The sequence below is a fragment of the Nocardioides sp. YIM 152315 genome, from assembly GCF_029210375.1.
In the GTDB taxonomy this organism is placed as follows: domain Bacteria; phylum Actinomycetota; class Actinomycetes; order Propionibacteriales; family Nocardioidaceae; genus Nocardioides.
The window spans coordinates 13,568-39,475 of record NZ_JARGER010000016.1 but is presented as its reverse complement, the minus strand read 5'-3'; the positions used below and the strand labels follow the sequence as shown (position 1 = coordinate 39,475).

Genomic DNA, 25,908 nt, shown 5'->3' with positions numbered 1-25,908 from the left:
AGCGAACCCTTGACCGCACTGGCGGAGGACGAATACTGGCGCCGCGGGGAGGACGCCAACAATCACTGGTTCCGGGGCACCGAGCCCGGCTCGACGTACGCGACCACCCTGCGGTGGTTTCGAGGCAGGCGCCAGCGCGCCTTCCTCAACCACCGCGAAGCGCCTTCCTCAACCACCGCAGCTGGGTGCGCGGCGCGTCAGCTGGCCTTCTTGGCGGCTGCCTTCTTGGTCGTCGACTTCTTGGCGGTCTTCTTCGCGGCCGCCTTCTTGGCCGGGGCCTTCTTGGCGGCCTTCTTCGCGGCCGCCTTCTTGGTCGGCTTCTCGTCCTCGTCCTCGTCCTCGGACGACGACTCGCCGCGGGCGCTCTTGGCGGACTCGACGGAGCGCTGCAGGGCGGCGAGCAGGTCGACGACCTCGCCGGAGGTCTTGGTGGAGGTCTCCGTGCGCTGGACCTCGCCGCCCTCGATCTTCGTCCTGACGAGGGCCTCGACGGCCTCGGCGTAGTCGTCCTCGAACTCCGCGGCGTCGAAGTCGCCGGCGAGGGTGTCGACGAGCATGTTCGCCATCTTGACCTCGGCCGGCTTCACGTCGCCGGTCTCGACGGAGAAGTCGGGGGTGCGGATCTCGTCGGGCCACATCATCGTCTGCAGCACGATCACGTCCTCCTTCACCCGCAGCACGCCGACCGTGGTGCGCTGCCGCAGCGCCACGGTGACGACGGCCATCCGGTCGGCGTCGATGAGGGCCTGACGCAGCAGCGCGTAGGGCTTCGCGCCGGACTTCTCCGGCTCGAGGTAGTAGGACTTCTCGAAGAGCATCGGGTCGATCTGGTCGGACGGCACGAACTTCTCCACCGAGATCTCCCGCGACGACGTCGACGGCAGCTCGGCCATGTCGTCGTCGGTGAGGATGACCATCTCGCCGTCCTCGGTCTCGTAGCCCTTGGCGATGTCGGCGTACGCGACCTCCTCGCCGTCGAGCGAGCAGACGCGCTGGTAGCGAATGCGCCCGCCGTCCTTGGCGTGCACCTGACGGAACGACACGTCGTGGGACTCGGTGGCGGCGTAGAGCTTCACGGGCACGCTGACCAGCCCGAACGACACGGCGCCCTTCCAGATTGCTCGCATGGTGTCAGTATGACCGCCGCGCAAGCCTCCACTCATCGAACGCCTCTCGCGAGGTGCGTGACGGCGTGTGGCCGAAGACCGTCTTCAGGCGCTCGTTGGAGAGCACCGGGCGGTAGCGGAGGAACATCGTCTGCTCCGGCCCGTACGGCGTGAGCCCGAGCCGCGACCCGACCGCGAGCGCCCCGCGCAGCACCGGTTCCGGGATCGTCAGTACCGGCTTGCCCAGCAGCTCCGCGATCTCGGAGATCGTCAGGGCACCGTCGCCGGCGACGTTGAACACACCCATCACGGGGCCGGTCACCGCCTGCTGGATGATCGCCACCACGTCCTCGTCCCAGACGAACACGAACGGCGACTCCGAGCCGCGGATCCGCAGCAGCCGCTTGCGCTCGAAGAGCGCCGTGATCTGGTTGTCGACCGTCGCCCCGAGGATCGTGCCGATGCGCAGCACCACCTGCTCGAGCGACGGGTACGACGGGAGCATCTCCTCGACCAGCCGCTTGTGATGGCTGTAGGCGAACTCCACGTTGCCGCGCACCGGCTGGTCCTCCGTGATCCACTCCGGGTTGTCGGGGTGATAGCCGTACGCCGCGCCGCTCGACGACACCACGACCCGGCGCACGCCGTGCGCGACGCAGGCGTCGAGCACGTGTCGGGTGCCGGTCACGTCGACCGCGTACTCGAGCTCCCGCGTCGAGCCCGGGCCGGGCGTGACGATGGACGCGAGGTGCACGACGACCTCGGGCTGCACCGACGCGATCACGCCCGAGACGTCCGCCTCGGACGTCACGTCCATGACGACCGCGGGCGGTCGGAGGTCGGTGCTCACCACGTCGTGGCCGGCGGCCGCGAGCCCGCGGACCACCGAGCTGCCCAGGAAGCCACCGCCGCCGGTGACGAGCACCCTCATGCCGCCACCCCCACCGGGGCCGCCCCGCGCACGCGCCGCCAGGCGACGGCGAGCGTGAGCCCGGCGATGATGTCCCAGATGCCCCACCAGGCGGCGACCAGCGCCATCCCGCCGAGGCCGTCGAAGTAGGTGAAGACCAGCAGGAGCCCCAGGCCGGCGTTGCGGATGCCGACCTCGAACGTCATCGCCCGCACACTCCCCGCGGGCAGGCGCGCGGCGCGCCCGACGCCGTACCCGAGCAGCAGCGCGAGCGCGTCGTGGAGGAAGACGGCGACCAGCACGACGCCGATGTAGTCGACGAAGATGTCCCAGTTGTTCGCGACGCCGATGACGATGATGCCGGCGAGCGCGAGGTAGGAGATCGGGCCGATCACCCGGTGACCGGCGGCGGCGATCCGCGGCCACAGCCGGGCGATGGCGATGCCGGCGACGAACGGCACGCCGATCACCAGGCCCACCTCGACGAGCATGTCCGTGGCGCTCAGCGAGATGTCCTCGAGCACGTCCTGACCGGTCGGGTGCAGGTTGCCCCAGAAGGCGACGTTGAGCGGCATCAGGAAGATCGCGAGCACGTTGCTCACCGCGGTCATCGACACCGAGAGCGCGACGTCGCCACCGGCGCGGTGGGTGAGGATGTTGGAGACGTTGCCGGGCGGGCAGCAGGCCACGAGGATCAGACCGAGCGCCACCGACCCGCGCAGGTCGAGCACCAGCGTGAGCACGAAGGTGATCGCCGGCAGCGCGATGAACTGCACCAGCACGCCGACCGCGATCGCGAACGGCCGGCGGGCCGCCGCGACGAAGTCCTCGAGCCTGGTGTCGAGCGCGATGCCGAAGAGGATCGCCCCGATCACGATCTTCAGCGTCGTCAGCGAGCTCTCCTCGAAGACGATCCGGATGTCGTCGACGTCGGTCGCCAGTGGCAGGAGCATCAGGCCAGCCTCTCGATCTCGGCGCGCACCGCGGAGCGGTAGGCGTCCTTGTTGACGTAGTAGGACATCCGCTCCAGGCCGAGGTAGCGGTATCCACCCGAGAGGTCCGGTCGCGGCCCGGCGACGCGGGCCTCGAGCCCCCGCGCTGCGTCGGGCCGAGCCGAGCGCGCCTGGAGGTACGACGCGACCAGCTCGGCCTGCTCGTAGCGGCCCTGCCAGCCGATGCCCGACGCCTCGATCATGCCGAGCACGAAGAGGTTCGGGTCCTCCTGCGTGAAGATGTTGAGGTAGAGGTCCGGCGCGCTCCCGCGGCCCGCCCAGCGCAGCAGCGCGGGGTCGAGGAACGGGTAGTGGAGGTGGTAGCCGGTCGCCAGCACGACCACGTCGTACGCCGTCCGCGAGCCGTCCGCGAAGACGACCCCGTCGCCGTCCAGCCGACGCACGTCGGGCCGCACGGACAGGTCCCCGTGGCCGAGGTGGTGCAGCACCAGCGAGTTCACGATCGGATGCGACTCGTAGATCTTGTGGTCCGGTTTCGGGAAGCCGAACTTCACCGGGTCGCCGGTGAAGAGCCTCAGCACCCGCGAGTCGATCGCCTGCTTGATCCGCGGCGGCAGCGGCCGGCCCTGGTTGAGGGTGTCCGCGGGCCTGCCGAAGAGGTACTTCGGCACGAAGTAGTAGCCGCGCCGCACGGACATGTCGACCGACGCCGCGTGGTGCACGGCGTCGACGGCGATGTCGCAGCCGGAGTTGCCGGCGCCGATGATCAGCACCCGCTTGCCCGCGAGCACCGTCGGCGACTTGTAGGCGCTGGTGTGGAGCACCTCGCCGTCGAAGGTGCCCTCGAACGAAGGCACCGACGGTTCGCTCAGCGTCCCGTTCGCGGCGATGACGCCCGCGTGACGACGCTCGACCCTGCCGTCCGGCCCCTCCGACACGACGAGCCAGCCGCCGTCCCCGGAGGGCTTCGCCTCGACGACCTCGGTGCCGAAGGCGAACCCGTCCGTCAGGGAGTACGTCGACGCGAAGTCGCGGAAGTAGCCCAGCAGGTCCCGGTGGGAGGGGTAGTCCGCGACCTCGTCGCGCATCGGGAACTCGGTGAACTCCGTGGTCCGCTTCGAGGAGATCAGGTGCGCCGACTCGTAGACCGTGCTGCGGGGGCCGCCGATGTCCCACAGCCCGCCGACGCCTTCGGCGAGCTCGTAGCCCGCCCACGGGAGGCCGAGCCGCTGCAGGTTGCGGGCGGCGGCGAGACCGGAGGGTCCGGCACCGATCACGGCGTAGGTGCCAGGGGATGTGTCAGCGGTCACGCCGGGCATGATGTCGTCATGCGTCCGATGCTCGCCACCCGGGGTGCCCGCGTCCCGACCGGCGACGCGTGGACCCACGAGGTCAAGTGGGACGGCGTCCGGGCCATCACGAGCGTCCGCGGTGGCACGCTGCGGATGACCAGCCGCAACGAGAACGCCATCACCCTCGCCTGGCCCGACCTCGCCACCAGCCCGCTCGGCGGCCGCGACCTGGTCGTCGACGGGGAGATCATCGCGCTCAACGACCGCGGCCTGCCGGACTTCCGCACGCTCCAGGAGCGGATGCACGTCCGCAGGGCGACCACCGCGGCCCGGCTGGCCGAGAAGGTCCCGGCGATCTACATGGTCTTCGACCTGCTGCGCCTCGACGACCGTGACCTGTCGGGCGAGCCGTACGAGAAACGACGCCTGGCGCTCGAGGGTCTCGGTCTCGACGGCGCATGGCAGGTCCCCGCGGCGTACGACGACGGCGCGATGCTCTTCGACGCCACCCTCCAGCAGGGTCTCGAGGGGGTGGTCAGCAAGCGCCGGAACTCGACCTACCGCCCCGGCGAGCGCACCCCGCACTGGCTCAAGCTCGCCCACCGCCATCGGCTCTCGTACGTCGTCGGCGGCTGGCGCCCCCAGGAGGGCTCGACCGACCGGCTGGCGGCGCTGCTCGTCGGGGAGCCGACGCCCGACGGGCTCCTCTATCGCGGCCGCGTGGGCAGCGGGATCGGCCCGAGGCAGGGCGCCGCGCTGGCCGGCCTGGTCGCCGGGCTGGGGCGCGCCGACAGCCCGTTCGCCGACGAGGTCCCCCGGGTCGACGCCGTGGGCACGCGCTGGCTGGAGCCGGTCCTCGTCGTGGACATCGACACGCACGGTCGTGGGTACGACCGGTTGCGCCAGCCCTCGTTCCAGGGGGTCCGCACCGACCTCGCCCCGGAGGACCTGTGAACCGGCCGATCCGACTCCTGCTCGCGCTGGTCGTCGCCGCGGCCGTGCTCCTCGCCCCCGCTCCCGCCGGCGCCGAACGCACCGAGATCCGCCTCGACGGGGTCGACGTTCGTCTCCGCGACGGCACCCGCCAGGTCGTCACGGTCAACCGCACCGCCGGCTACCACGCCCGCGTCACGCTCTGGGCGCTGACCGGCGACGGCTGGGAGCAGCGGATGCGGGCCACCGACGGTCGCATCGGGTACGGCGGCCTCGTGCCCGGCCACCGGCGTCGCCAGAACACCGGCACGACACCGTCGGGCACCTACGACCTGCCCTGGGCCTTCGGCATGCACGCGCGCGACGACGCGTGGGACCTGCCCTACCGGAAGGTGCGCCGCGGGGACTTCTGGGTGCAGGACAACGCGTCGCCGCACTACAACCGCTACCGCAACCAGCGCCAGGGCGGCTTCCGCTGGTGGCTCCCGAGCAGCGCCGCCAACGCGTCGGAGCGCCTGACCGACTACCGCAGTCAGTACGAGTGGTCGATCGTCATGAGCTTCAACAGGGGACAGGTCCGGCACCGCGGCGCCGGCATCTTCCTGCACGTCAACGGCAGCGGCGCGACCGCCGGGTGCGTGAGCGCGCCGCGCTGGTACATCGCCCGGCTGATGAAGCGCCTCGACCCCGACCACCGGCCCGTGATCGCGATCGGCCGCTGATGCCGGAGAAGGAAGAGGTCCGCGTCGACGTCGAGGGCAGGACCCTCACGCTCAGCAACCTGCACAAGGTGCTCTACCCCCGCACCGGCTACACCAAGGGCGAGGTGCTCAACTACTACGCCCAGGTCGCTCCGGTGATGCTGCCGCACCTGCGCGACCGCTGCGTGACCCGGATCCGCTGGCCGCACGGCGTCCAGGAGGCCAGCTTCTTCGAGAAGAACACCCCGGCCGGCACCCCGAGCTGGGTGCGCACGGCGAAGGTGCCCACCACGGGCTCGCGCGCCCAGTCCTCGAGCGACACGCTGGTCTTCCCGATCGTCGACGACCTCGCGACGCTCACCTGGTTGGTCAACCTCGCCGCGCTGGAGCTGCACGTCCACCAGTGGACGGTCGGCGAGAACGGCCGGCCCCGCGGCGCCGACCGCCTCGTCGTCGACCTCGACCCCGGCGAGCCCGCCGGGCTCCACGAGTGCTGCCAGGTCGCCCTGCTCGTGCGCGACAAGCTCGCGGAGCGCGACCTCGTCGCCAAGCCGGTCACCAGCGGCAGCAAGGGCCTGCACCTGTACGCCGACCTGCCCGACCGGCTGCCGTCGGACGAGTCGACGGCGCTGGCGAAGGAGGTCGCCGAGGAGCTCCAGGGCGAGCGCCCGAAGCTGGTCACCGCGACGATGACCAAGGCGCGCCGGGGTGGCAAGGTCTTCCTCGACTGGTCGCAGAACGCCGGCTCGAAGACCACGATCTCGCCGTACTCCCTGCGGGGTCGCGACCGGCCGACGGTCGCGACGCCCGTGGGCTGGGACGAGGTCGAGGAGGGCGCCGACGACCCGCTCGGCCTGGAGCAGCTCGCGCCCGAGCAGGTGCTGGAGCGGATCGCCGACCACGGCGACCTCTTCGCCGGGTAGCAGACGGACCGCGGCCGGCGGCTGTTACCGAATAGTGGGTACGACGTGGAGCTCGTGTTGCCTGGACGTGGACGCGCCCCTCCTAGCGTGAAACCACACGCCGACGGGCTGCCTGCATCGGCAACCTGCCGGCGCACAAGTGAAGAGCTGGGACCGTCGCGCCGTTGGGCCGACCGGTCCCCGGAATGAAGGTGGGCCGCCCGCGCCTCTGGGGGGAGCGCGGACGGTCACCGTCAGACCGACACGGGCGATCCGTGCGACGCATCTGGGGGGAAGCGACGCACGGCGTCCCGAAGGGACCGGCCTGTCGGTCCGGCGCTCGGGGGACGCGCCGGACGGACGGGTCGTTTCCCACCACCCCGCAACTTCTCGGAGAGCACGACGATGGAGATCACCACCGCTCCCCGCCCCCCGGCGCCGACGCCCTGGGGGCGGTGGGTGCTGCTCGTCGTGCTGATCGCGCCGGTCACCGTCCTCGTGCTGCTCCCGATCGGCCTGGGTCTCGAGCGCGTCGTCATCACCGGGTCCTCGATGGACGGCCCGCGCGACGGCGGCCTCTCGCGCGGCTCGATCGCGTTCGAGCGGATCGTCCCCGTCAGCGACCTCCGGGTCGGCGACGTCATCACTTACCAGCGACCCGGCGCTGCCGATGGGGACGCCATGGTGACCCACAGGATCGTGGCGACCGGGCCCGAGGGCATCGTCACGCGAGGTGACGCGGTGCCCACGGCAGACCCGTGGACGCTGCGCCCCGAGGAGCCGACGCTGCGGCGGGTCGAGTTCGCGGTCCCCTGGGTCGGCTGGGCCTACCTCCTCCACCTCAACCCGGTGGGCTGGGCGCTCACGGTGGGCTCCGCACTGGTGCTGGTGGCGCTCGGCGCGCAGCGACACCGCCGCCGTACGCCGTCGCTGCGGCCGGCCGAGGGCCCCGCCGAGCCGGTCACGACTCCCGCCCGCGCCCGGGAGGTCGTCCGGTCCGAGAGGCGGGAACCGTGAGGAGTGCGGCCGGCGAGCTCACTCGTGCCCCTATGCTCGCTCCCATGGCGCACCGGGTCCTGGTCGTGGAGGACGAGGAGGACATCGCGTTTCCCCTCGTCCGCACGCTGGAGCGCGAGGGCTACGACGTCGAGTGGGTCGAGAGCGGCCAGAAGGCGCTCGACTCGCTCGAGACGTCGCCGGAGCTGGTGATCCTCGACCTGGGGCTCCCGGACATGGACGGGCTGGAGGTCTGCCGTCGAGCCCGGGAGGCCGGCTACCAGGGCGCGATCATCATCGTCACCGCCAGGGCCGGCGAGCTCGACCGGGTGGTCGGTCTCGACTACGGCGCCGACGACTACCTGGCCAAGCCGTTCGGACTGGCCGAGCTGCAGGCGCGGGTGCGTGCCCTGCTGCGCCGTACCTCCGCCGCGATCGGCGGTGGGGACGACGAGGCCGACGACGGGCTGCGCATCGACGTCGAGGCGCACCGGGTCTTCGCCGGTGCCGAGGAGGTCCCGCTGACCGGCAAGGAGTTCGAGGTGCTGAGCATCCTTGCGGCCAACCGGGACAAGGTGGTCTCGCGCGGTCGGCTGATGGCCGACGTCTGGGACGAGAACTGGTACGGCTCGACCAAGACGCTGGACGTCACGATCGGCCGGTTGCGCCAGAAGCTCGAGAGCGTGGGTGTGACGGATCGGGTCGTCGCTGTCCGGGGCGTGGGGTTCCGCCTCGAGGGCGGCACCCCCGATGCGTGAGCGCCTGACCGCTGCCTTCATCGTCCTCACGGTCGTCCTGCTGCTCGGTGCCGGGCTGGTCCGGACCTACGTCCAGCGCGACCTCGTCCGTGAGCAGGTGGCCGACCAGCTGGGCCAGCAGGCCGAGCTCGTCGCCGCGCTCGTCGCCGACCGGCAGCAGACCGGCGGCAGCGTCGACGAGGACTTCCTCGAGACCATGGTCGGCTCGGACGACCGGCTGGTCCTCGCGTCGGGTGACGGCACCGAGGTGGTCGTCACCGGCGAGGACTACGGAGGCGAGACGGACGACGACGCGAGCGGCGACATCTCGGCGACGGCCGCGGTCGACGGGGACGACGACGCCCGGGTCACCGTCAGCCAGTCGCCGTCGGTGGTCCGCGACGTCGTCGGACGCAACCTCGGGGCGGTCGCGGCGCTCTTCCTGCTGATCGCCGTCGTCGCCGGCCTGGCCGGCCTCGTCGTCGCCGCGGCCCTGTCGGCGCCGTTCCAGAAGCTGGCGGTCGCCGCCGCCGCGCTCGGTCGGGGCCGCTTCGACCTCGACCTCCCGAGCACCCGCATCCCCGAGGCGCGCGCGATCGCCAACGCGCTGCGCTCGAGTGCGCTCGCCCTCGAGGACCGCGTCCACCGCGAGCGCGCGTTCGCCGAGCACGCCTCGCACGTGCTGCGCACCCCGTTGACCGGCATCCGGCTCGAGCTCGAGGACCTCTCGCTGCGCGACGACCTGCCCGCGGACGCCCAGGAGACGGTCGCTCGGTGCCTCGCCCGGGTCGAGGAGGTCGCCGAGGTCGCCACCGAGCTCGTCGAGATCACCCGCCGCGGCAGCCTCGTGGTGGGGGCGGAGGTCCCGCTGTCCGACCTGTCGACCCAGCTCGCGCAGCGCTGGGCCGACCGCCTCGCGGCGCGCAACCGGGCGCTCACCGCCGCCGTCGAGGGCGACCTCGCGCTGACCTACACGCCGGGGCCGATCGAGCACGCCACCGACCTGCTGCTCGCCGACGTGGTCCGTCGTGGCAAGGGTGCGGTCCGGATCGTGTTCCACGGCGAGGCCGCCGGGTACCTGCGCATCCATGTGCTGTGCGCGGACCGGACCCCCGAGGCCGACCTCGGCGGGGAGACCGTCGACCGGATGAGCCAGGTCCGGGTCGTCGTCGAGGCCCTCGGCGGTCGGGTCACCGGCGACCACCCCGCCGACGGCATCGACGTGCTGCTGCCGCGGCGATGACGTCGCGGAGATGGCGCCCGGCGACATTGCGGAAGTGTGTGGTGGAAGCGCTCCCACATCCGTAGGCTGACGCCGTGACCCGCGCCCCCGCCCGTGTGAGGCGCGGGGCGCTGTGGCGGGCGGCGCCGCTGCGGCTGCCGCGTACGCCGGGCTGGCTGCTGCTCGTGCTCGTGGCCGCGACGCTCTTCGTGGCGTCGGTCGTCGCACCCCCGATGTTCGCGGCGACCGCCCGGGCGACGGCGCTCGCCGAGGGGCTGCGGGCGGTGGCGGGCGCGCCGTACGGCCCGGAGTCGGCCGACCTGCGGGCGACCTGGGACGGCGTCCTCCTCGCCGACGGAGACGCGCTGCTGATGGACCGACTCGACGCGTTGCGCGGGTACGGCGCGCCCGTCGTCACGGCGTCGGGCGTCGCGCAGAACCGGACCCGCCGGGCGGTCGTGCAGGCCGACGGCCGCACCCGCCCCTCGGAGATCTGGTACCGCGACGGCGCCGTCGCCGCCCTCGGCGGCGACGAGGACGCCGACGGGGTCTGGCTCGCCGCGGACGTCGCCGGCGACCTCGGGCTCGAGCCCGGAGACCGACTCCGGCTCGGACTGGTGCAGACCTTCCTCACGCAGACGCCTCCGACGCTGGCCCGCACGACCCTCGCGGGCACCTACGAGACCGCGCCCGGCTCGGCGCTCCCCGCCGCGCTCGCCGACGACCCCGACTCCGACCGGTGGTTCGTGCCCTTCGACCCCGACGACCCGACCCAGCAGACCCCGCTCGCGATCGCCGGCCGGCGCGCGTTCGACCGGCTGGTGGTCGAGGCCGGGGAGGCCCCGCTCTACCTGGCCGACCTGGCGATCGAGCCCGGCATCGACCCCGACGACGCGGCCGCCGCGGTCACGCAGGTCCAGCGCCTCGCCGACGACGCCTTCGACTCCCGCGAGCCCCTCTACGGAGCGTTGGGCGCCACCAAGCCGCCCGGCGGGGCGGAGCTCGACGTGCTCACCGGGCTGCCCGACATCGCGTTCGAGACCGACGGGACGGCCCGCACCGCGCGGGACCAGGTGCGGCCCTACGCCGTCGCCGGCCAGGTGCTGGCCGCCGCGCTGCTCGTCGCGGCGTGGGTGCTGCTGGGTCGCAGCCGCCGCCGCGAGCAGCTGCTGGTCTCCGGCCTCGGCCTGCGCCCCTCGCGGCTCGCCGCCCTGGCCGGCCTCGAGGCGCTGCCGGTCGCGCTGCTCGCGGTACCCCTCGGGCTCGGCCTGGCGTGCCTCGGCGTGCTGACGGCCGGCCCGCCCACCGAGGCGGGCCTCGTCGTCGCCCGCGACGACGTGGTGCGGGCGGCGGTCGCGGCCGGCGTCGGTCTGGCCCTGGTGGTGGGGACCGCGGCGCTCTCCGCCGTCGGCACCGACAGCCTCGCCCGCCTCTCGCTGCTGGGCCGGGGCCGCCGCGCCGTGCCGTGGACGGCCGCACTGCTGGCGGCGACGGCGGCCGTGGCGGTCGCGGTCTTCACCATCGACGTCACCGACCGTGCGGAGGCACCGCTGACCATGGCGCTCCCCGTGCTGGTCGCGGGGTCGGTCGCCGTGCTCGTCGCCCGTGCGGTCGCCTGGCTGCGCTCGCGACGCCCGGCCCGCGCCCGGCCGGGCGGGGCGCGCTGGCTGGCGACCCGCCGGACCGGACCCGTGGTGCGCGAGGTCACCGCCCTCACCGCGGTCGTCGCCGTCGGCCTGGGACTCTTCGCCTACGCGCTCACGGTGCACCGCGGCATCGACGAGGGCGTCACCGACAAGACCGCCGCGCTCGCCGGCGCCGCCACGACGATCGAGGTCGCCGAGGACTTCCGCGGTGGCGGGAGCAAGGGGGCGCGTACGGCGCGTCTCGTCACGCCGCCCGCCGACGACACGTCGATCGTGTGGCGGGGCGCGGCGGCCCTGCCCCCGGAGTTCGGCGCCGAGCCGCTGATGGCCGTCGACCCGGACTCCTTCGCCGCCGTGGCCGACTGGGGCGCCTCGGGCGAGCTCGACGCCGGCCGCGAGCTGCTGCCGCAGCTCGACCGCGAGGCGGAGGGGCTCCCCGTGCTCCTGGCCGGGGAGACCGACCTCGAGGCGGGCGACCGGGGCACGCTCGACTTCAGCTCGGAGTTCCAGATCCCGTTCCAGGTCGTGGGGGTCGTCGCGGCCTTCCCCGGGTCGGAGACCGAGACCGGCGGCGTCACGGTCGTCGCCGACGCCCTGCGGCTCTTCCGCCTGGTGCTGCCGACGGTCCACCCGGGGCGCCGCGGCTCGACCAGCGACGACGCCGGGGGTTTCACCTCCGAGGTCTGGTCGCGCGACTCGGCCCACGTGCTGCGCCGCGGCCTCGCCGGCGCCGGCATCTCGACCGACGGTGAGGTGTCGACCCGGGCCCAGGCGCAGGTCGGCGGCGGCCTGGTCGCCTCGACCTGGGCGGCAGGCTACGTGCTCGCCCTCGGCGTCGTCGTGCTCGTGCTCGCCGTGGCCGGTGCGCTCGTGCTCGCCCTGCGCCTGGCCGACCGCGACTCCGTCTCCGACGTGCTGCTCGGTCGGATGGGCTGGCGGGCCGCGGAGCTCGCCCGCTCCCGCGCGTGGGAGGTCGGGTACGCCGTGGCGACCGCGGTGCTCGCCGCGGTCCTCGCCTCGGGCGTGCTCGTGCTCGTCCCGACCATCGTCGACGCCACCGCCACCGTGCCGCCCCTCACCCGGCCCCGGCCCGGACTCGTCGACGTCGTCGTGCTCGCCGTGGTGCTCGTCGTCACCGTGCTGGTCGCCTGGCTGCTCGGCGCCTGGCGGGCGCGGCGTCGGCACCCCGCGGAGGTGCTCCGTGCCGGCGTCTGAGGCCGTGGTCGACCCGGCGGCGAGCTGTGCGGACCTGGTGAAGGTCTTCCGCTCGGCGACGGGGGAGACCCATGCGCTGCGCGGCATCGGCCTGGAGGTCCACCCGGGCGCGCTCACGGTCGTCGCCGGCCCCTCCGGCTCCGGCAAGAGCAGCCTGCTGACCCTGCTCGGAGCGCGCGACCGCCCGAGCGCGGGTCGGCTCACCGTGCTCGGCAGCGACGTCGGCGTCGCGTCGACGCGGCAGCTGCGCACCCTGCGGCGGGAGCGGATCGGGTTCGTGCCGCAGCGCTCGTCGCTCGGGGTGTTCCCCCACCTGCGCGCGGTGGACCAGGTCCGCCAGGTCGGCGCCTGGCGGGGCGCCCGCGACGGCGCCTTCGACGCCCTCGCCTCCGTCGGCCTCGACCACCGGGCCGACCACCTGCCGGCCGCGCTCTCGGGCGGTGAGCAGCAGCGGCTCGCGGTCGCGGTCGCCCTCGCGGGCTCGCCGAGCCTGGTCGTCGCCGACGAGCCCACGGCCGAGCTCGACCACGCCAACGCCGACCTCGTCGTCGACGCGCTGCTGGCCGTCGCCGGAGCCGGGGCCGCGGTCGTGATCAGCAGCCACGACGAGCGGATCATGCACCGCGGCGACCGCCTGCTCCGGCTCCGGCACGGCGTGCTGTCGAGCGAGACGACCCGCCGCGACACCACCGCCGTGATCGACGCGACCGGCCGGCTCCAGCTGCCGCCCGCGCTGCTCGACCTCTTCCCCTCGCGACGCGTGGTGGTCGAGGAGGACGGCGACGGCGTACGCCTGCGGCCTCCGAGGAGCGAGGCATGACGGCCCTGGAGCTGAGCGCCGTCCGGCACGGGTACGGCGCGGGGACCGGTCGCGTCGAGGTGCTCCACGACGTCTCGCTGACGGTCGCGCCGGGCGAGCTGCTCGCCCTCGCCGGGCCGTCGGGGTCCGGCAAGTCGACGGTCTGCCACCTCGCGGCCGGCATCGAACGACCCGAGCGCGGGACGGCGACCCTCGACGGCGCCCCGACCTCCGACATCGCGGACTGGGCGCGGATCGCGGTGGTCCCTCAGCAGCACGGCCTGCTCGCCGGCCTCTCGGTGCACGACAACGTCGCCCTGCCGGCGCTGCGCGGGAGGGACGACCCGGCGGCGACGTTCGCGCGCCTGGCCGAGGCGCTGGACGTCGCCGCGTTCGCGCGTCGTGGGGTGACCGAGACCTCGCTCGGCGAGCAGCAGCGGGTCGCGGTCGCCCGGGCGCTCGTGCTCGCGCCCCGACTCGTCGTCCTCGACGAGCCGACCGGTCACCAGGACGACGACCACGTCACCCAGGTCACCGGCGTGCTGGCGGACGCCGCTCGCGCGGGGTCGGCCGTCCTCGTCGCGTCCCACGACCAGCGCATCTGGGAGGTCGCGCACCGGGTGGTGCGGCTCGACGAGGGGCGCGTCCGGTCGTGAATGACAGCCTTCGGACTCTGTGATCTGCGTCCAGGTCCGGTGCGGATCCACGCGGGCGATGTGGCGAGCGCCACGGAATCGGCGGTCGCCGGGTTGTGGATCTGCGGCGCCCGGTGGGTAGCGTCGTTGACGATTGCACCAAGCACACCCGGTCCCGGGCACGCCGAGTCCTGCCCGCCCGTGGCACCGGTCCGCCTGGTCGCGGCACGCGCCCGACCGACGAGTGAACCAGCACGGGCAGGAGTGGGGGACCCAAGTTCTTCGCGGCCATCCGGTCGCTCGGGGTGAAGCCGCCTGACGGCGGCCGGACACCTTCCTGTCCGAACCCGACAGCTCACCTCGCAGGCGTGGGAAGGAACCACGCACATGTCCACAGCCCTGCCCGTCATCCTGCGCGCGTGCACCCGCACCGGTGCCCGCGCCCTCGTCAGCGGCGCCCTCGCCGTCGGCCTGCTCACCTCCGCGCCCATGACCGAGGCGCACTCGGCACCGGCCGAGAAGGTGGCCCGTCACCACGACAAGCCCACGCACAAGCACAAGCCCAAGCACAAGCCCAGCCGCGTCGAGAGGGCGATGCGCACCGCGGTGGCGCAGAAGGGCGACCCGTACGGCTACGGCGGCGCCGGGCCGAACCGGTTCGACTGCTCGGGCCTGACGTTCTACAGCTTCCGCCGCGCCGGCTTCGGCGGCATCCCGCGGACGTCGGCGGGTCAGGCCGGCTTCGCCCGGCACATCCCCCGGGCGGCGATGCGGCGCGGCGACCTGATCTTCTTCACCGGCGGGGGCGGCGTCTACCACGTCGGCGTGTTCGCCGGCTGGTTCCACGGCCGCCGGATGGTGCTGCACGCGCCGTACTCCGGCACCCGGGTGCGCACCGACCCGCTGTGGACCGACTCCTGGTTCGCCGGGACGCTGCGCTTCCGCTGACCGCGGTCAGCGCCACGCGAGGGAGGCCAGCACCGACGCGGTGGTCTCCTGCTGCTCCGCGAGCGGCACCTCGTCGGCGAAGCTGAAGGTGAGCCTCGTCTGGTAGCCGCCGTGGTCGACACCGTAGATGTCCTCGCTCGTGTCGGAGCCTCCGTCGGAGTAGATGTGGTACCACTCGACGCCGCCGAGCTCGACCGGGTCCTTGGCCGTCGGCGGCGGCTTCTTCGACGAGGTGCGGATCGCGCTCTTCATCTGCTCGGCGAGGGGGGTCTCGATGTCGGCGGCGGGCAGCTCGATGGACGCGAGGACGACCATCGCCGTCGAGCCGGCGTTGTGCGCATCTGTCTGGATGTCGATGAACGCGCGACCCTTCTTCCAGCCCTCGGGTGCGTTGACCTGGACGTTGGGCATCTCGAGCAGGGGCCCCGTCGCCGCCTCGACCGACGGCTCCTCGCTCGGCTCTGCCGAGGTCGACTCGTCCTCCGGCTCCGACGGGCTGCTCGTCGACGCGGGGTCGTCGCCGGCCGGTGGGTCGTCGTCGCCGCAGGCGGCCAGCGGCAGCAGGAGGGTCGCGAGCGCCGCGGCGGCGGCCGCGCGGTGACGGGTTCGACGAGCCACTCCGGCCTCCTGGTCCGAGATCGCCGGTCGGTCCCGGCGCTGTCACTCTAACCGCGTCGCGTCGTACGGAAACTCGACCGCGAGGTGGGCTGGAACCGGAGGTTTCAGCCCGTCGGAGACCGGGCAGGTCCACCCGCGAAGGTTCGATCGAACGACGATGCTTCTGCACGGGGGAAGGGCAAGAGACCGCATGCTACCGCTGGACATGCTGCAGAACGTCCTGGGTCTGCCGGAGGAACTGGTCGACCAGTGCCGGGACATCCTGGAGGAACACGCGGGCACCGTGAAGAACGGCAGCCCGATGGAGACCGGTGCCGGAGTGTTCGGGGCCTCGGCCAGGGGCCACGGGCTCGAGCATCACACCAGCGTCGCCCACCAGCACGTCGTCGACGCGCTGAACGAGATGGCCGCGGGGCTCCAGGCCTACGCGCAGAACCTCGACGGCTTCGCGAAGGACCTGAGCGAGCGGGACTTCCAGGCGGCCGCCGACCTGACGCCCTCCCGGAAGCGCGAGCTGCTCGACGCTGGCAGCCACCTCGACTCCCACGACCTGCACAACGACGGCGGGGGTGACCTCTGATGGCGGTGGGACCACAGGTCGACCGACTGCGCCAGGCGGTGCAGGGTGCCGACGAGGCGTCGATCGGGACCGTGTCGGGCGAGTGGGACAAGTGCGGGATGCTCCTCGACCAGATCGCGACCTACCTGGACGGGTCGGGGCAGGACGTCGCGGGCGCGGTCGGAGGTGAGACCGGGCCCGCGGTCAAGCAGGCGTTCGCGAGGTCGGCGAAGGCGATGCGGGCCAAGGCCGACGTGCTCCGCAAGGGACGGACGGCGCTCTCGGACGCCGGCGGGGCGCTCAAGACCGCCAAGGACGCCGAGAAGGGCATGCAGGACATCGCGCAGCCGACGCCGTACCGCGCTCCCGTCGGCAACCCGACCAAGGACGAGCTCGACGCCCAGGCGAAGAGCAAGGCGCGGGAGCAGGCGGCGGCGCGGGCCTTCGCGGACCAGGAGGAGAAGGCACGGGCCGCGGCCGACGCCCTCGACGACGCGTTGCAGGAGTCGACCGCGACGATGAAGCAGATCCACGGCGAGCCCGACCCGCCGCCTCCTCCGCCGCCTCCGGCCGGCGGGGGCGGAGGTGGGGGCGGCATGCCGGGTGGCATGAGCGGCCACGCCGTCGCCGCACCGGGCGGGCGCGGAGGCAGGGACGCAGACCTGGTCGCCGTCGTCGGCGAACCGGTCGGGGAGCCCGGGCGGGACCCGGTCTGGCAGCCGGCCGACCCGGGCGGTCAGGCCGGCACACCCGGCCACGGCGGCGGGGGGCCGGGCGCGGGGACGTCCGTGCCGGACTTCACGTTCACCAACACGCCGGTCGTCGCCGACGTCGCCGACGTCGGCGGCACCGGCGGCGCGGGCGAGAGCGGCGGCGTGCCCGGTCTCGGCGGCATCGGTGGAGCGGCGGGCGCCGTCGGCGGCGGCGCTGCCGCCGGCCTGATCGGCGCCAAGCTCACCGGGGCCCTCAAGGGCGGGCTGTTCCCGGGTGCGTCGGCGACCGCCGCCTCCGCGGGTCGCGGCACGGCGGCGAGCGCCGTGCGCGGCATCGGCAGCACGGCCCGGGCCGGCTCTGCCGGCACCCTCGGTCGGGCGGCCGGAGCCGCCGGTGCCAGTGGTCGTGCCGGCGCGACGGGTGCGACCGGGCGGGCCGGGGCCGGAGCGGCCGGGCGCTCGGGCGCGGGTGCCTCCGGCCGGGCGGGCGCGCCGGGTCGGGCGGGCGCCTCGGGCCGTGCGGGTGCTTCGGGCCGTGCGGGTGCGGGCGGCCGCACCGGTGCAGGCGCCGGTGCCGGCGGTCGCGCCGGACGCGGCAAGGACGACGAGAAGGGGCGCAAGCGCGAGCTCTTCGACGCCGGCGAGGACTGGGTCGACGACGAGGGAGCGGCGCCCGGCGTCCTGGACTGAGGGACTGAATCGGACGTTGTCCACAGGCAGCAGATCGGGGCTGTTTCGGTGGGCGGGTCGGCGGAGAGACTGGCGGCAAGGATCCAGCTCGGGGGAACCGCATGTCATTGACCCAACCGGCGCCGCGCCGTACCGCTGACCGTGCCCACGACGCGCACGGCGACCTCGTCGAGCAGCTCGACCAGCACGTCCGCGAGCTGGTGCGCCGCGAGGGCGTCGACCCCCAACGCGACCCCGCGCTGGTGCGGCGGATCGCGGAGAGTGTCGTCCGCGACCACGACGAGCGCAGCCTGACCGGTGCCGTCGCCCCGGTGCCCGACGTCGGCGCGGTGGTGGGCGAGCTGATGGCGCGGGTCTCGGGCTTCGGGCCGCTGCAGGCGTTCCTCGACGACCCGACCGTCGAGGAGGTGTGGATCAACGACCCCAGCCGGGTGTTCATCGCTCGCAACGGGCGCCACGAGCTGACCACGCTGGTCCTCACCGGTGCGCAGGTCCGGGAGCTGGTCGAGCGGATGCTGAAGTCGAGCGGCCGCCGGATCGACGTGAGCAGCCCGTTCGTCGACGCCATGCTCCCCGAGGGGCACCGCCTGCACGTCGTGCTGGAGGGCATCAGCCGCGGGTTCTCGGCAGTGAACATCCGCAAGTTCGTCCTCCGCGCCGGCCGGCTCGGCGAGCTGGTCGAGCTCGGCAGCCTGACGCCGAGCGCCGCGTCGTTCCTGGAGGCATCGGTGCGCGCGGGCCTCAACATCCTGGTGGCGGGTGGCACCCAGGCCGGCAAGACCACGATGCTCAACTGCCTCGCGGCCTCGATCCCCGGCGGTGACCGGGTGGTGTCGGCCGAGGAGGTCTTCGAGCTGCGCTTCCCGCACCCCGACTGGGTGGCCCTGCAGACACGGCAGTCCGGGCTCGAGGGCACCGGCGAGATCCGGCTGCGCGACCTCGTCAAGGAGAGCCTGCGGATGCGGCCGAGCCGCATCGTCGTCGGCGAGGTGCGCGCCGAGGAGTGCCTCGACCTGCTCCTGGCCCTCAACGCCGGGCTGCCGGGCATGTGCACGATCCACGCCAACAGCGCCCGCGAGGCGCTGGTCAAGATGTGCACGCTGCCGCTGCTGGCCGGCGAGAACATCTCCGCGCGCTTCGTGGTCCCGACCGTCGCCGCGTCGGTCGACCTGGTCGTGCACCTGGGCGTCGACGAGCGGGGCGTGCGTCGCGTCAACGAGATCGTGGGCGTCCCCGGGCGGGTGGAGCAGGACGTGATCGAGACCGAGCCGGTCTTCGACCGTCGGGCCGGCGAGCTGCGACGCACGGGCGGGCTGCCGCCCCACCTCGAGCGCTTCGAGCGGGCCGGCATCGACGTGCACCGGATCCTGACCGGGGCTTCCTGATGGGTGCGCTCGTCGGACTCGGGGTCGGCATCGGCCTGCTGCTGGTCTGGAGTGCGTTCTTCCTGCCGCGCCGCCCGCGCGAGGCCGCGCGGGCACGGCGTACGACGGAGCTGCTCGCCCGCGCGGGGCTCGGCCAGGTGTCCGTGGCGGGCTTCGTGCTGCTCTGCGTCGTCTGCGGTGCCGTGACGGCGCTGCTGATGCAGGTCGTGTCGGGTACGCCGCCGGTGGCGCTCGCCTTCGGCGCGATGGGCGGCTACCTCCCGGTCGCGGTGGTGACCGGTCGAGCGCGTCGGCGTCAGCGGGAGCTCGCGGAGGTGTGGCCCGAGGCCGTGGACAACCTCACCTCGGCGGTCCGGGCGGGCATGTCGCTGCCCGACGCCCTGGCGGGCCTCGCGGTCCGCGGGCCCACGCCGCTGCGCCCGGCCTTCGACCAGTTCGCCCTCGACTACCAGGTGACCGGTCGCTTCGGGGAGTCGCTGGACCGGCTCAAGGACCGGCTCGCCGACCCCGTCGGTGACCGCGTGGTCGAGGGTCTCCGGGTCGCGCGGGAGGTCGGCGGCGGCGAGCTCGGCCGGCTGTTGCGCAACCTCTCGACCTACCTGCGCGAGGATCTTCGCACCCGCTCCGAGATGGAGTCGCGCCAGGCCTGGACCGTCAACGGAGCCCGGCTCGCGGTCGCGTCGCCGTGGCTGGTGCTGCTGCTGATGTCGTTCCAGCACGACGTGATCCGTCGCTACGCCTCGCCCGTGGGCGTGGTCGTCCTCGTCGTCGGGGCCGCCGTCTGCCTGGTCGCCTACCGGCTGATGATGCGGATCGGTCGGCTCCCGGTCGAGCGGCGGATCCTCGGATGACCCTCGCGACGTGGGGCGCGTTCCTCGGAGCCCTCGCGGCCGCCGGGCTGCTGCTCGTCGCGGTCCGCGTCCGGGCGATCCGGCGCCCACACCTGGCGCTGCGGGTGCTGCCCTACGTGCGCGACCTGCCGACGCTCGACGGTGCCGGCCCGCGGCTGAGCCCGCCGCCCACGTCGGCGGCGGTCGGCGTCTTCGGCCCCGTGCTGCGCTCAGCGGCCGACGGCGTCGAGCGGGTGCTCGGCGGCGCGAGCTCGGTGGAGCGCCGGCTCGCTCGTGCGGGCATCGACAAGAGCGTGCACGAGCTCCGGATCGAGCAGGTCGTCTGGGGGCTGGTCGCCTTCGCCGTCGCGGCGGCCGTTGCCGTGCTCCGCACCCTCGCCCAGCCGGGCAACGTGCTGCTGTGGGTGGTCGCGTGCGCGATCGCGTTCGTGGCCGGGGTGCTGGCCCGCGACAACCACCTCAGCGGCCAGGTGCGTCGACGCGAGCGGCAGATCCTCGCCGAGTTCCCGACGGTCGCCGAGCTGCTGGCCCTGTCCGTCGCGGCCGGCGAGAGCCCGGTGATGGCGCTCGACCGCGTCGTACGACGCAGCGGCGGCGAGCTCTCGCGCGACCTCGCCCGGGTGCTCGCCGCCATCCGCACCGGTGAGCCGGTCGCGTCGGCGTTCGACGCCCTGGCGGCGACCAGCGGGCTGCCGATCGTGTCGCGCTTCGCCCAGGGGGTCGCGGTCGCGGTCGAGCGCGGCACGCCGCTCGCGGACGTGCTGCACGCCCAGGCCGCCGATGTGCGCGAGGCCGGGCGCCGCGAGCTGATCGAGTCGGCCGCCCGCCGCGAGGTGCTGATGATGGTGCCCGTCGTCTTCCTGGTCCTGCCCGTGACCGTGCTTTTCGCGTTCTGGCCCGGCGTCGTCGGGCTCTCCCTGACCACCCCCTGACGTCCCACCTAGGAGGAAGCCGATGAACCAACTCGTCCTCGCCCTCGTGGCCTGGCTGTCCCCACGCGACCGCGACGAGCGTGGTGACGTGCCCGGTTGGGTGATGATCACCGTGATGACCGCTGGATTGGTCGTCGGCATCACGGCGATCGCCGGCCCGGCCCTGCAGGACATGGTCAGCTCGGCGCTCGCCAAGGTGCGGTAGTGCGCCGGCGGCCGGACCAGCGCGGGTCGGCGGTCGTCGACTTCGTGCTCGTCCTGGTCGTGCTGGTGCCGATCTTCCTCGGCATCCTGCAGGTCGCGCTGGTGCTGCTCGTGCGCAACACGCTCGCGTCCGCGGCGTCCGAGGGAGCTCGGTACGCCGCGACCCTCGACCGCGGGCCGGCCGACGGTGCGGCCCGGACCCGCGACCAGATCGACGGCGCGATCTCGGGCCGCTTCGCGCGGGACGTCTCCGCCCATCCCGCGACGGTCGAGGGGGCGCCGGGCGTTGCGGTGACCGTGCGGGCAGTGGTGCCGGCGCTGGGGATCGGCGGGCCCGGCATCGCGCTCGAGGTGACCGGTCGCGCGGTGGAGGAGCAGCCGCCATGAGGGCGCCCGGGCGCCGGCGCGACGAGCGGGGCAGTGCGCTGGTCGAGCTGAGCTGGCTGGGCATCCTGCTGCTGGTGCCGATGCTGTGGATCGTGGTCTCGGTCTTCGAGGTGCAGCGCGGCGCGTTCGCCGTCTCGGGCGCCGCCCGGGCCGCCGGTCGTGCCTATGCGCTGGCGCCCGACGACGCGACCGGCTCGGCGCGTGCGCTGGCGGCGGCCCGCCAGGCGCTCGAGGACCAGGGCATCGGTGGCGCCGCCCTCGACGTGCACATCACCTGCGCCCCGTACCCCCACGACTGCCACAGCGGCACCTCCGTCATCACGGTCGTGGTCGAGTCGAGCGTCGACCTGCCGCTGATGCCCGACATCCTCGGTGGCGGCGCGCCGAGCTTCGCGCTCGACTCGACCCACACGGTGCCGATCGGCCAGTACCAGGAGGCCGCGGATGCGGCGCCGTGACGAGCGCGGTCAGACGACGCTGCTGATCGTCGGCTTCGCGCTGGTGCTCGCGATGGCCGTCGCGACCGTCGTCGACGTGTCCGCGGCGTACCTCCAGCGCCAGGGCCTCGACACGGTGGCCGACGGCGCCGCGCTCCGGGCCGCCGACCTCGGCGCGACCGGCGAGGAGGTGTACGCCGGAGGGGTGCCGCAGGGTCGGCTCGAGCTGAGCGTGGAGCGGGTCCGCGGGTCGGTGCGGGAGTTCCTCGTCCAGTCGGGCGCGTACGCCGACTACCCGGGGCTCGCCTTCGACGTCGACGTCGACCGGGCCTCCACGTCCGTCACGATCCACGTCACCGCCCCGCTCGACCTGCCGCTCACCGTGCCCGGCTCTCCAGACGTCGCGACGATCGGAGCCACGGGATCGGCCGTGGTCGTCGCGGAGCCGTAGGCGGTGCGAGCCGGTCGGTCAGCGTCGGCCGCCGTCGACGTGGATGGTCTGGCCGTCGACGTAGCTCGAGCGCATCAGCCAGAGGGCCGTGTCGACGACGTCGTCCAGCTCGCCGTACCGCCCCACGAGCGTCCGGCCGGCGGCTCCGGTGAGGAACGCCGGCTTCGCCTCGCCCTTGCCGTCCCAGACGCCGCTGTCGATGACGCCCGGCGAGATCGCGTTGACGCGGACCGGGGCGAGGTTCGCGGCGAGGTGGCGGGCGGCGAAGTCGACCGCACCGTTGGTGATCCCCTTGATGGTCGATCCGGGTTCCGGCCGCCAGGCGACGACACCGCCGAAGAGCGTCATCGACTGTCGGATCTCGACGTGCTTCGCGACCAGCACCGGTCCGATCACCTTCGCCTCGAACGCCGCGACGATCCGGTCGTGGTCGAGCTCGCCGACGGGGGCGTCGTGGGGGAGAGAGCCGAGGGTCACGACGTGGTCGACGGTGCCGACCTGTGCAGAGGCCGTGGCGATCGTGGCCTCGTCGGTCAGGTCGAGGCGTACGCCGCCCTCGATCGTCCGCGGGTCGCGCACCCCGACGATCACGTCCATGCCTTCTCGACGCGCCCGGGTCGCGATCGCCGCGCCGATGCCCCGTCCGCCGCCGATCACCAGGAGTCGCTGTCCGCTGAGTTCAGTCATGGCGCCACGGTATGCTTTTGATACCGAGTTACTTCAAGGGAACCGGAGGCGGCCATGGGCTACGACGTGATGGCTCGGACCTGTCCGTCCCGCGTCGTCCTCCACCGCATCGGCGCCCGCTGGACCGTCTTCGTGGTCAACGCGCTCGAGCACCAGCCGTTGCGCTTCGTCGAGCTCAGGACGCACATCCAGGGCATCACCCCGAAGGTCCTCACCGAGACGCTGCGGACCCTCGAGCGCGACGGTCTCGTCGCCCGCACCGACCACGAGGAGCACCCACCGCGCGTGGAGTATGAGCTCACCGAGCTCGGCCGCTCGCTGCTGGAGCCGCTGCGCGCGGTGCGACGCTGGGCCGAGGCGCACATTCCGGAGATCCAGGCAGCCAACGCGGCGGCTGCTGCGCGGGAGCCCGGTGATTCCTGATCGCGCCGCCGCGGCCCCACCGGATCGGGCCGGGTACCGTCGGAGGGTCCGACCGCCAGCCACCGGGGGTGCCGTGTACCCGAGGATCCGAGCATCCGTGCTGGCCGCGCTCTGTGCGGCGACGGTGACGAGCGCGCTCTGGCTCGTGCCGGCCGAGGCCCACGCGCCGGCCCAGCGGTACGCCGACCGCGCCTTCGCCGCGACCAACCACCAGCGCACCGAGCGCGACCTGCGTGCGCTGCGGGAGCGCCGGTGCCTGACCGGCTTCGCCGAGCGCTGGGCGCGGCACCTGGCCCGGGAGGGCGAGCTCGTGCACCAGCCGCTCGGTCCGATCATGCGCCGGTGCGACCTGAGGTCGGCGGGGGAGAACATCGCCTACGGCTACGCGAGCGGCCGAGCGGTGGTCATCCGGGGCTGGATGCACTCGGAGGGTCACCGCGAGAACATCCTGCGTCCACGCTTCCGGCTGATGGGCATCGGCGCCCACCGCGACGACCGAGGCACGTGGTGGGTCTCGCAGGTCTTCGGCCGCGGGTAGACGACAGACCCGCCCCCCGTGCACTAGGTTCCGTGCGTGGGCTGGGACGGGTCGCGGCCGACGATCGTGGTCGTCGACGACGCCGCGGAGGTTCGCGTGCTGGTGCGTGCGCGGCTCCGCCTGTCGGGTCTGCTCGACGTGGTCGGCGAGGCGGGTGACGGCGCCGAGGCGGTCGACCTCGTACGTCGCCTGCAGCCCGCGCTGGTGCTGCTCGACGTGTCGATGCCGGTGATGGACGGGCTCGAGGCGCTGCCCCACGTGCTCGCGGCGGCGCCGGCCACCACGGTCGTGATGTACAGCGGCTTCCAGGAGGAGGGGCTGGCGCACCGTGCGCTCGAGCTCGGCGCCGCGGCGTTCCTCGAGAAGTCGACGTCGCTCGACAGCCTCCCCGGCGAGCTGCTCGACGTACTGACGGGACACGTGGAGCCGGCGGCCGAACCGACGAGCCCGCCGCTCCCGACCGAGGTCGACGACGCGGAGGGCCGGGTGCTCCGCGACCACCTGGAGCGCTTCCGCGAGGTCTTCGAGGACGCCGCCATCGGCATGGCGACGGTGACCCTGTCCGGCCGAGTCGTCCGCGCCAACGGGTCCCTCAGCGCGATCCTCGAGCGGTCCCGGGAGGACCTCGTCGGCACGCCGTACGCCGAGTTCGCGGGCGACGCCGCCGGCGACCTCGAGCGACTGCTCGAGGGGATCCTCGACGGGTCCGTCGAGTCCGGCCGGATCGAGCACGGGGTGGCCGGGATCGTGCGACCGCGACGGGTCGTGGCGACCGTGGCGCCGGTCCTCGACGGCTCCGGCCGGCCGCTCTACCTCTTCGTCCAGGTGCAGGACGTGACCCGTCAGCGCGGGGCGGAGGAGGAGCTGCGGCGCAGCGAGTTCCGCTTCCGGCTGCTGGTCGACAACGTCGAGGACTACGCGATCTTCATGCTCTCTCCCGCCGGGGTGGTCGAGAGCTGGAACGCCGGAGCCCAGCGCATCAACGGGTACTCCGAGCACGAGATCGTCGGGCGGCACTTCCGCGCGTTCTACCCGCCGGCGCTCCAGCAGGCGCGCCACCCCGAGCACGAGCTCGAGCTGGCACGGCGCGACGGCCGCTACGAGGAGGAGGGCTGGCGGATCCGCAAGGACGGCACCCAGTTCTGGGCCACGGTCGTGATCACCGCGGTGCGTGACTCCGGGGGCCGGCACGTCGGCTTCGCCAAGGTCGTGCGTGACATCACCGAGCGCCGCCGCATGCTCGAGGAGCGCGAGGAGGCGGCGGACGCCCTGGCCGCGGCCAACGCCCGGCTGCAGCAGTCCGCCGACGACCAGGCGCACTCCCTCGCGGTCACCGTCCACGAGCTCCGCACGCCGGTCAGCGTCCTCGGCGGGACCGCCGAGGTGCTCGAGGACCACTGGGCCGAGCTGGGGGACTTCGAGCGCTCCGAGCTGCTCGCGGGGATGAGCTCGAGCGCGACCCGGCTGCGCCGCCTGTTCGACGACCTGCTCACCGCGTCCCGGCTGCAGCGCAACCGGTTGGAGCTGCAGCTCGAGCAGCTCGACGTGGCGCCGGTCGTGGCGGCCAGCGTGGCGACCGCCCGGCGCCGCTTCCCCGAGATCGCGATCGGCGTGGACGCCGACCCCGGGCTGATGGTCGTCGGGGACGCCGGACGGCTCGGGCAGGCGATCGACAACCTGGTCGCCAACGCGGTCACGCACGGCGAGCCGCCGGTGGACGTCGCCGCCCGCGCAGCGGGCGACGACGTGCTCGTGACGGTCCAGGACGCCGGGGTCGGCGTGCCCGCGGAGATGCGGGAGCGGCTCTTCGACCGGTTCGCCACCGGGCGGGCCGCCGGCGGCACCGGGCTCGGCCTCTACATCGTGCGCGAGCTGGCGCGCGAGCACGGCGGCGACGCCTGGTACCGCCCGCCGGAGGGCTCCGCGCCGGGCGCGTTCACGGTCCGGCTGCCGCGCGCCGGGGCCGGTCGCGCGACAACGAGCGGTGAACACTCCGGCGAGGTACTGCCCAGATTCGGTCCCAGCGCCTAGGCTTCGA

At 73.7% G+C, this 25,908-nt stretch carries 28 protein-coding genes and 1 riboswitch; of the genes, 22 read left to right on the top strand and 6 right to left on the bottom strand.

Going from position 1 to position 25,908, the window contains the following annotated elements:
* Positions 1–197: 197 nt before the first annotated feature.
* From PZ894_RS05205 to PZ894_RS05190, 4 genes are read right to left on the bottom strand one after another with little or no spacing between them, the layout of a single operon-like run.
* Positions 198–1,127, bottom strand: coding sequence for a Ku protein (locus tag PZ894_RS05205; RefSeq protein ID WP_275743113.1), 930 nt, complete (start codon positions 1,125–1,127; stop codon positions 198–200).
* 4 nt (positions 1,128–1,131) lie between these two features.
* The gene (locus PZ894_RS05200) at positions 1,132–2,037 is read right to left on the bottom strand and encodes an SDR family oxidoreductase (RefSeq protein WP_275743112.1); all 906 of its coding nucleotides are present in this window, start codon (positions 2,035–2,037) and stop codon (positions 1,132–1,134) included.
* Complete coding sequence (locus PZ894_RS05195; protein ID WP_275743110.1) at positions 2,034–2,969, bottom strand: bile acid:sodium symporter family protein; 936 nt, start codon at positions 2,967–2,969, stop codon at positions 2,034–2,036. Before PZ894_RS05195 ends, PZ894_RS05200 begins: the two co-directional genes overlap by 4 nt.
* Positions 2,969–4,279 carry an NAD(P)/FAD-dependent oxidoreductase gene (locus tag PZ894_RS05190; RefSeq protein WP_275743108.1) on the bottom strand — a complete coding sequence of 437 codons (1,311 nt, stop codon included), beginning with the start codon at positions 4,277–4,279 and terminating at the stop codon, positions 2,969–2,971. The genes PZ894_RS05195 and PZ894_RS05190 overlap by 1 nt, the downstream gene beginning before the upstream one ends.
* A gap of 18 nt (positions 4,280–4,297) precedes the next feature.
* Between PZ894_RS05190 and PZ894_RS05185 the strand changes: the two genes are divergently transcribed.
* The 10 genes from PZ894_RS05185 to PZ894_RS05140 all read left to right on the top strand — a co-directional run bounded on the left by PZ894_RS05185 (position 4,298) and on the right by PZ894_RS05140 (position 14,995).
* On the top strand, positions 4,298–5,215 hold the full coding sequence (locus PZ894_RS05185) for a DNA ligase (RefSeq protein ID WP_275743106.1): 918 nt from the start codon (positions 4,298–4,300) through the stop codon (positions 5,213–5,215).
* Entirely contained in the window at positions 5,212–5,916 is a 705-nt protein-coding gene (locus tag PZ894_RS05180) for a L,D-transpeptidase family protein (protein ID WP_275743104.1), read from the top strand. The genes PZ894_RS05185 and PZ894_RS05180 overlap by 4 nt, the downstream gene beginning before the upstream one ends.
* Positions 5,916–6,818, top strand: a complete 903-nt coding sequence (ligD, locus tag PZ894_RS05175) for a non-homologous end-joining DNA ligase (protein WP_275743102.1) — start codon at positions 5,916–5,918, stop codon at positions 6,816–6,818. The genes PZ894_RS05180 and ligD overlap by 1 nt, the downstream gene beginning before the upstream one ends.
* 384 nt (positions 6,819–7,202) lie before the next feature.
* Positions 7,203–7,814, top strand: a complete 612-nt coding sequence (locus tag PZ894_RS05170) for a hypothetical protein (protein ID WP_275743100.1) — start codon at positions 7,203–7,205, stop codon at positions 7,812–7,814.
* Between the two features lie 44 nt (positions 7,815–7,858).
* Complete coding sequence (locus tag PZ894_RS05165) at positions 7,859–8,551, top strand: response regulator transcription factor (protein WP_275743098.1); 693 nt, start codon at positions 7,859–7,861, stop codon at positions 8,549–8,551.
* A complete protein-coding gene (locus PZ894_RS05160) occupies positions 8,544–9,773 on the top strand; it encodes a histidine kinase dimerization/phospho-acceptor domain-containing protein (protein WP_275743096.1) in 1,230 nt (409 codons plus the stop codon). The genes PZ894_RS05165 and PZ894_RS05160 overlap by 8 nt, the downstream gene beginning before the upstream one ends.
* A gap of 74 nt (positions 9,774–9,847) precedes the next feature.
* A complete protein-coding gene (locus PZ894_RS05155) occupies positions 9,848–12,613 on the top strand; it encodes a hypothetical protein (RefSeq protein WP_275743094.1) in 2,766 nt (921 codons plus the stop codon).
* Positions 12,600–13,433, top strand: a complete 834-nt coding sequence (locus PZ894_RS05150) for an ATP-binding cassette domain-containing protein (RefSeq protein ID WP_275743092.1) — start codon at positions 12,600–12,602, stop codon at positions 13,431–13,433. The genes PZ894_RS05155 and PZ894_RS05150 overlap by 14 nt, the downstream gene beginning before the upstream one ends.
* Positions 13,430–14,068 (top strand): ATP-binding cassette domain-containing protein, encoded by a 639-nt coding sequence (locus tag PZ894_RS05145; RefSeq protein ID WP_275743090.1) that lies wholly within the window; start codon positions 13,430–13,432, stop codon positions 14,066–14,068. The genes PZ894_RS05150 and PZ894_RS05145 overlap by 4 nt, the downstream gene beginning before the upstream one ends.
* Positions 14,069–14,267: 199 nt before the next feature.
* Positions 14,268–14,429: riboswitch (cyclic di-AMP (ydaO/yuaA leader) on the top strand.
* 5 nt (positions 14,430–14,434) lie between these two features.
* On the top strand, positions 14,435–14,995 hold the full coding sequence (locus PZ894_RS05140) for an NlpC/P60 family protein (RefSeq protein WP_275743088.1): 561 nt from the start codon (positions 14,435–14,437) through the stop codon (positions 14,993–14,995).
* 6 nt (positions 14,996–15,001) lie between these two features.
* Here PZ894_RS05140 and PZ894_RS05135 read toward each other — a convergent pair whose 3' ends face one another.
* Positions 15,002–15,613, bottom strand: coding sequence for a hypothetical protein (locus tag PZ894_RS05135; RefSeq protein WP_275743086.1), 612 nt, complete (start codon positions 15,611–15,613; stop codon positions 15,002–15,004).
* A 190-nt stretch (positions 15,614–15,803) separates the two neighbouring features.
* Between PZ894_RS05135 and PZ894_RS05130 the strand changes: the two genes are divergently transcribed.
* From PZ894_RS05130 to PZ894_RS05090, 9 genes are all read left to right on the top strand, one after another.
* Positions 15,804–16,193: a hypothetical protein gene (locus PZ894_RS05130; protein WP_275743084.1), complete on the top strand. Its 390-nt coding sequence runs from the start codon at positions 15,804–15,806 to the stop codon at positions 16,191–16,193.
* Positions 16,193–17,575: a hypothetical protein gene (locus PZ894_RS05125; RefSeq protein WP_275743082.1), complete on the top strand. Its 1,383-nt coding sequence runs from the start codon at positions 16,193–16,195 to the stop codon at positions 17,573–17,575. The genes PZ894_RS05130 and PZ894_RS05125 overlap by 1 nt, the downstream gene beginning before the upstream one ends.
* 101 nt (positions 17,576–17,676) lie before the next feature.
* On the top strand, positions 17,677–18,960 hold the full coding sequence (locus tag PZ894_RS05120) for an ATPase, T2SS/T4P/T4SS family (protein WP_275743080.1): 1,284 nt from the start codon (positions 17,677–17,679) through the stop codon (positions 18,958–18,960).
* Complete coding sequence (locus PZ894_RS05115) at positions 18,960–19,811, top strand: type II secretion system F family protein (protein WP_275743078.1); 852 nt, start codon at positions 18,960–18,962, stop codon at positions 19,809–19,811. Before PZ894_RS05120 ends, PZ894_RS05115 begins: the two co-directional genes overlap by 1 nt.
* Positions 19,808–20,743 carry a type II secretion system F family protein gene (locus PZ894_RS05110; RefSeq protein ID WP_275743076.1) on the top strand — a complete coding sequence of 312 codons (936 nt, stop codon included), beginning with the start codon at positions 19,808–19,810 and terminating at the stop codon, positions 20,741–20,743. The genes PZ894_RS05115 and PZ894_RS05110 overlap by 4 nt, the downstream gene beginning before the upstream one ends.
* Before the next feature lie 22 nt (positions 20,744–20,765).
* Entirely contained in the window at positions 20,766–20,948 is a 183-nt protein-coding gene (locus PZ894_RS05105) for a hypothetical protein (protein ID WP_275743075.1), read from the top strand.
* Positions 20,948–21,334, top strand: a complete 387-nt coding sequence (locus PZ894_RS05100) for a TadE family protein (protein ID WP_275743073.1) — start codon at positions 20,948–20,950, stop codon at positions 21,332–21,334. Before PZ894_RS05105 ends, PZ894_RS05100 begins: the two co-directional genes overlap by 1 nt.
* Positions 21,331–21,792, top strand: a complete 462-nt coding sequence (locus PZ894_RS05095; protein ID WP_275743071.1) for a hypothetical protein — start codon at positions 21,331–21,333, stop codon at positions 21,790–21,792. The genes PZ894_RS05100 and PZ894_RS05095 overlap by 4 nt, the downstream gene beginning before the upstream one ends.
* Positions 21,779–22,222 (top strand): Tad domain-containing protein, encoded by a 444-nt coding sequence (locus tag PZ894_RS05090; protein ID WP_275743069.1) that lies wholly within the window; start codon positions 21,779–21,781, stop codon positions 22,220–22,222. The genes PZ894_RS05095 and PZ894_RS05090 overlap by 14 nt, the downstream gene beginning before the upstream one ends.
* 18 nt (positions 22,223–22,240) lie before the next feature.
* On the opposite strand, the gene PZ894_RS05085 is transcribed toward PZ894_RS05090, so the two are convergent.
* Positions 22,241–22,909 (bottom strand): SDR family oxidoreductase, encoded by a 669-nt coding sequence (locus PZ894_RS05085; protein WP_275743067.1) that lies wholly within the window; start codon positions 22,907–22,909, stop codon positions 22,241–22,243.
* A 54-nt stretch (positions 22,910–22,963) separates the two neighbouring features.
* Between PZ894_RS05085 and PZ894_RS05080 the strand changes: the two genes are divergently transcribed.
* The 3 genes from PZ894_RS05080 (at position 22,964) to PZ894_RS05070 (ending at position 25,901) form a co-directional block, all read left to right on the top strand.
* The gene (locus PZ894_RS05080) at positions 22,964–23,332 is read left to right on the top strand and encodes a helix-turn-helix domain-containing protein (protein WP_275743065.1); all 369 of its coding nucleotides are present in this window, start codon (positions 22,964–22,966) and stop codon (positions 23,330–23,332) included.
* A gap of 73 nt (positions 23,333–23,405) precedes the next feature.
* Entirely contained in the window at positions 23,406–23,870 is a 465-nt protein-coding gene (locus PZ894_RS05075; RefSeq protein ID WP_275743063.1) for a CAP domain-containing protein, read from the top strand.
* Positions 23,871–23,906: 36 nt separating this feature from the next.
* Positions 23,907–25,901: a PAS domain S-box protein gene (locus PZ894_RS05070; RefSeq protein ID WP_275743061.1), complete on the top strand. Its 1,995-nt coding sequence runs from the start codon at positions 23,907–23,909 to the stop codon at positions 25,899–25,901.
* Positions 25,902–25,908 lie beyond the last annotated feature (7 nt).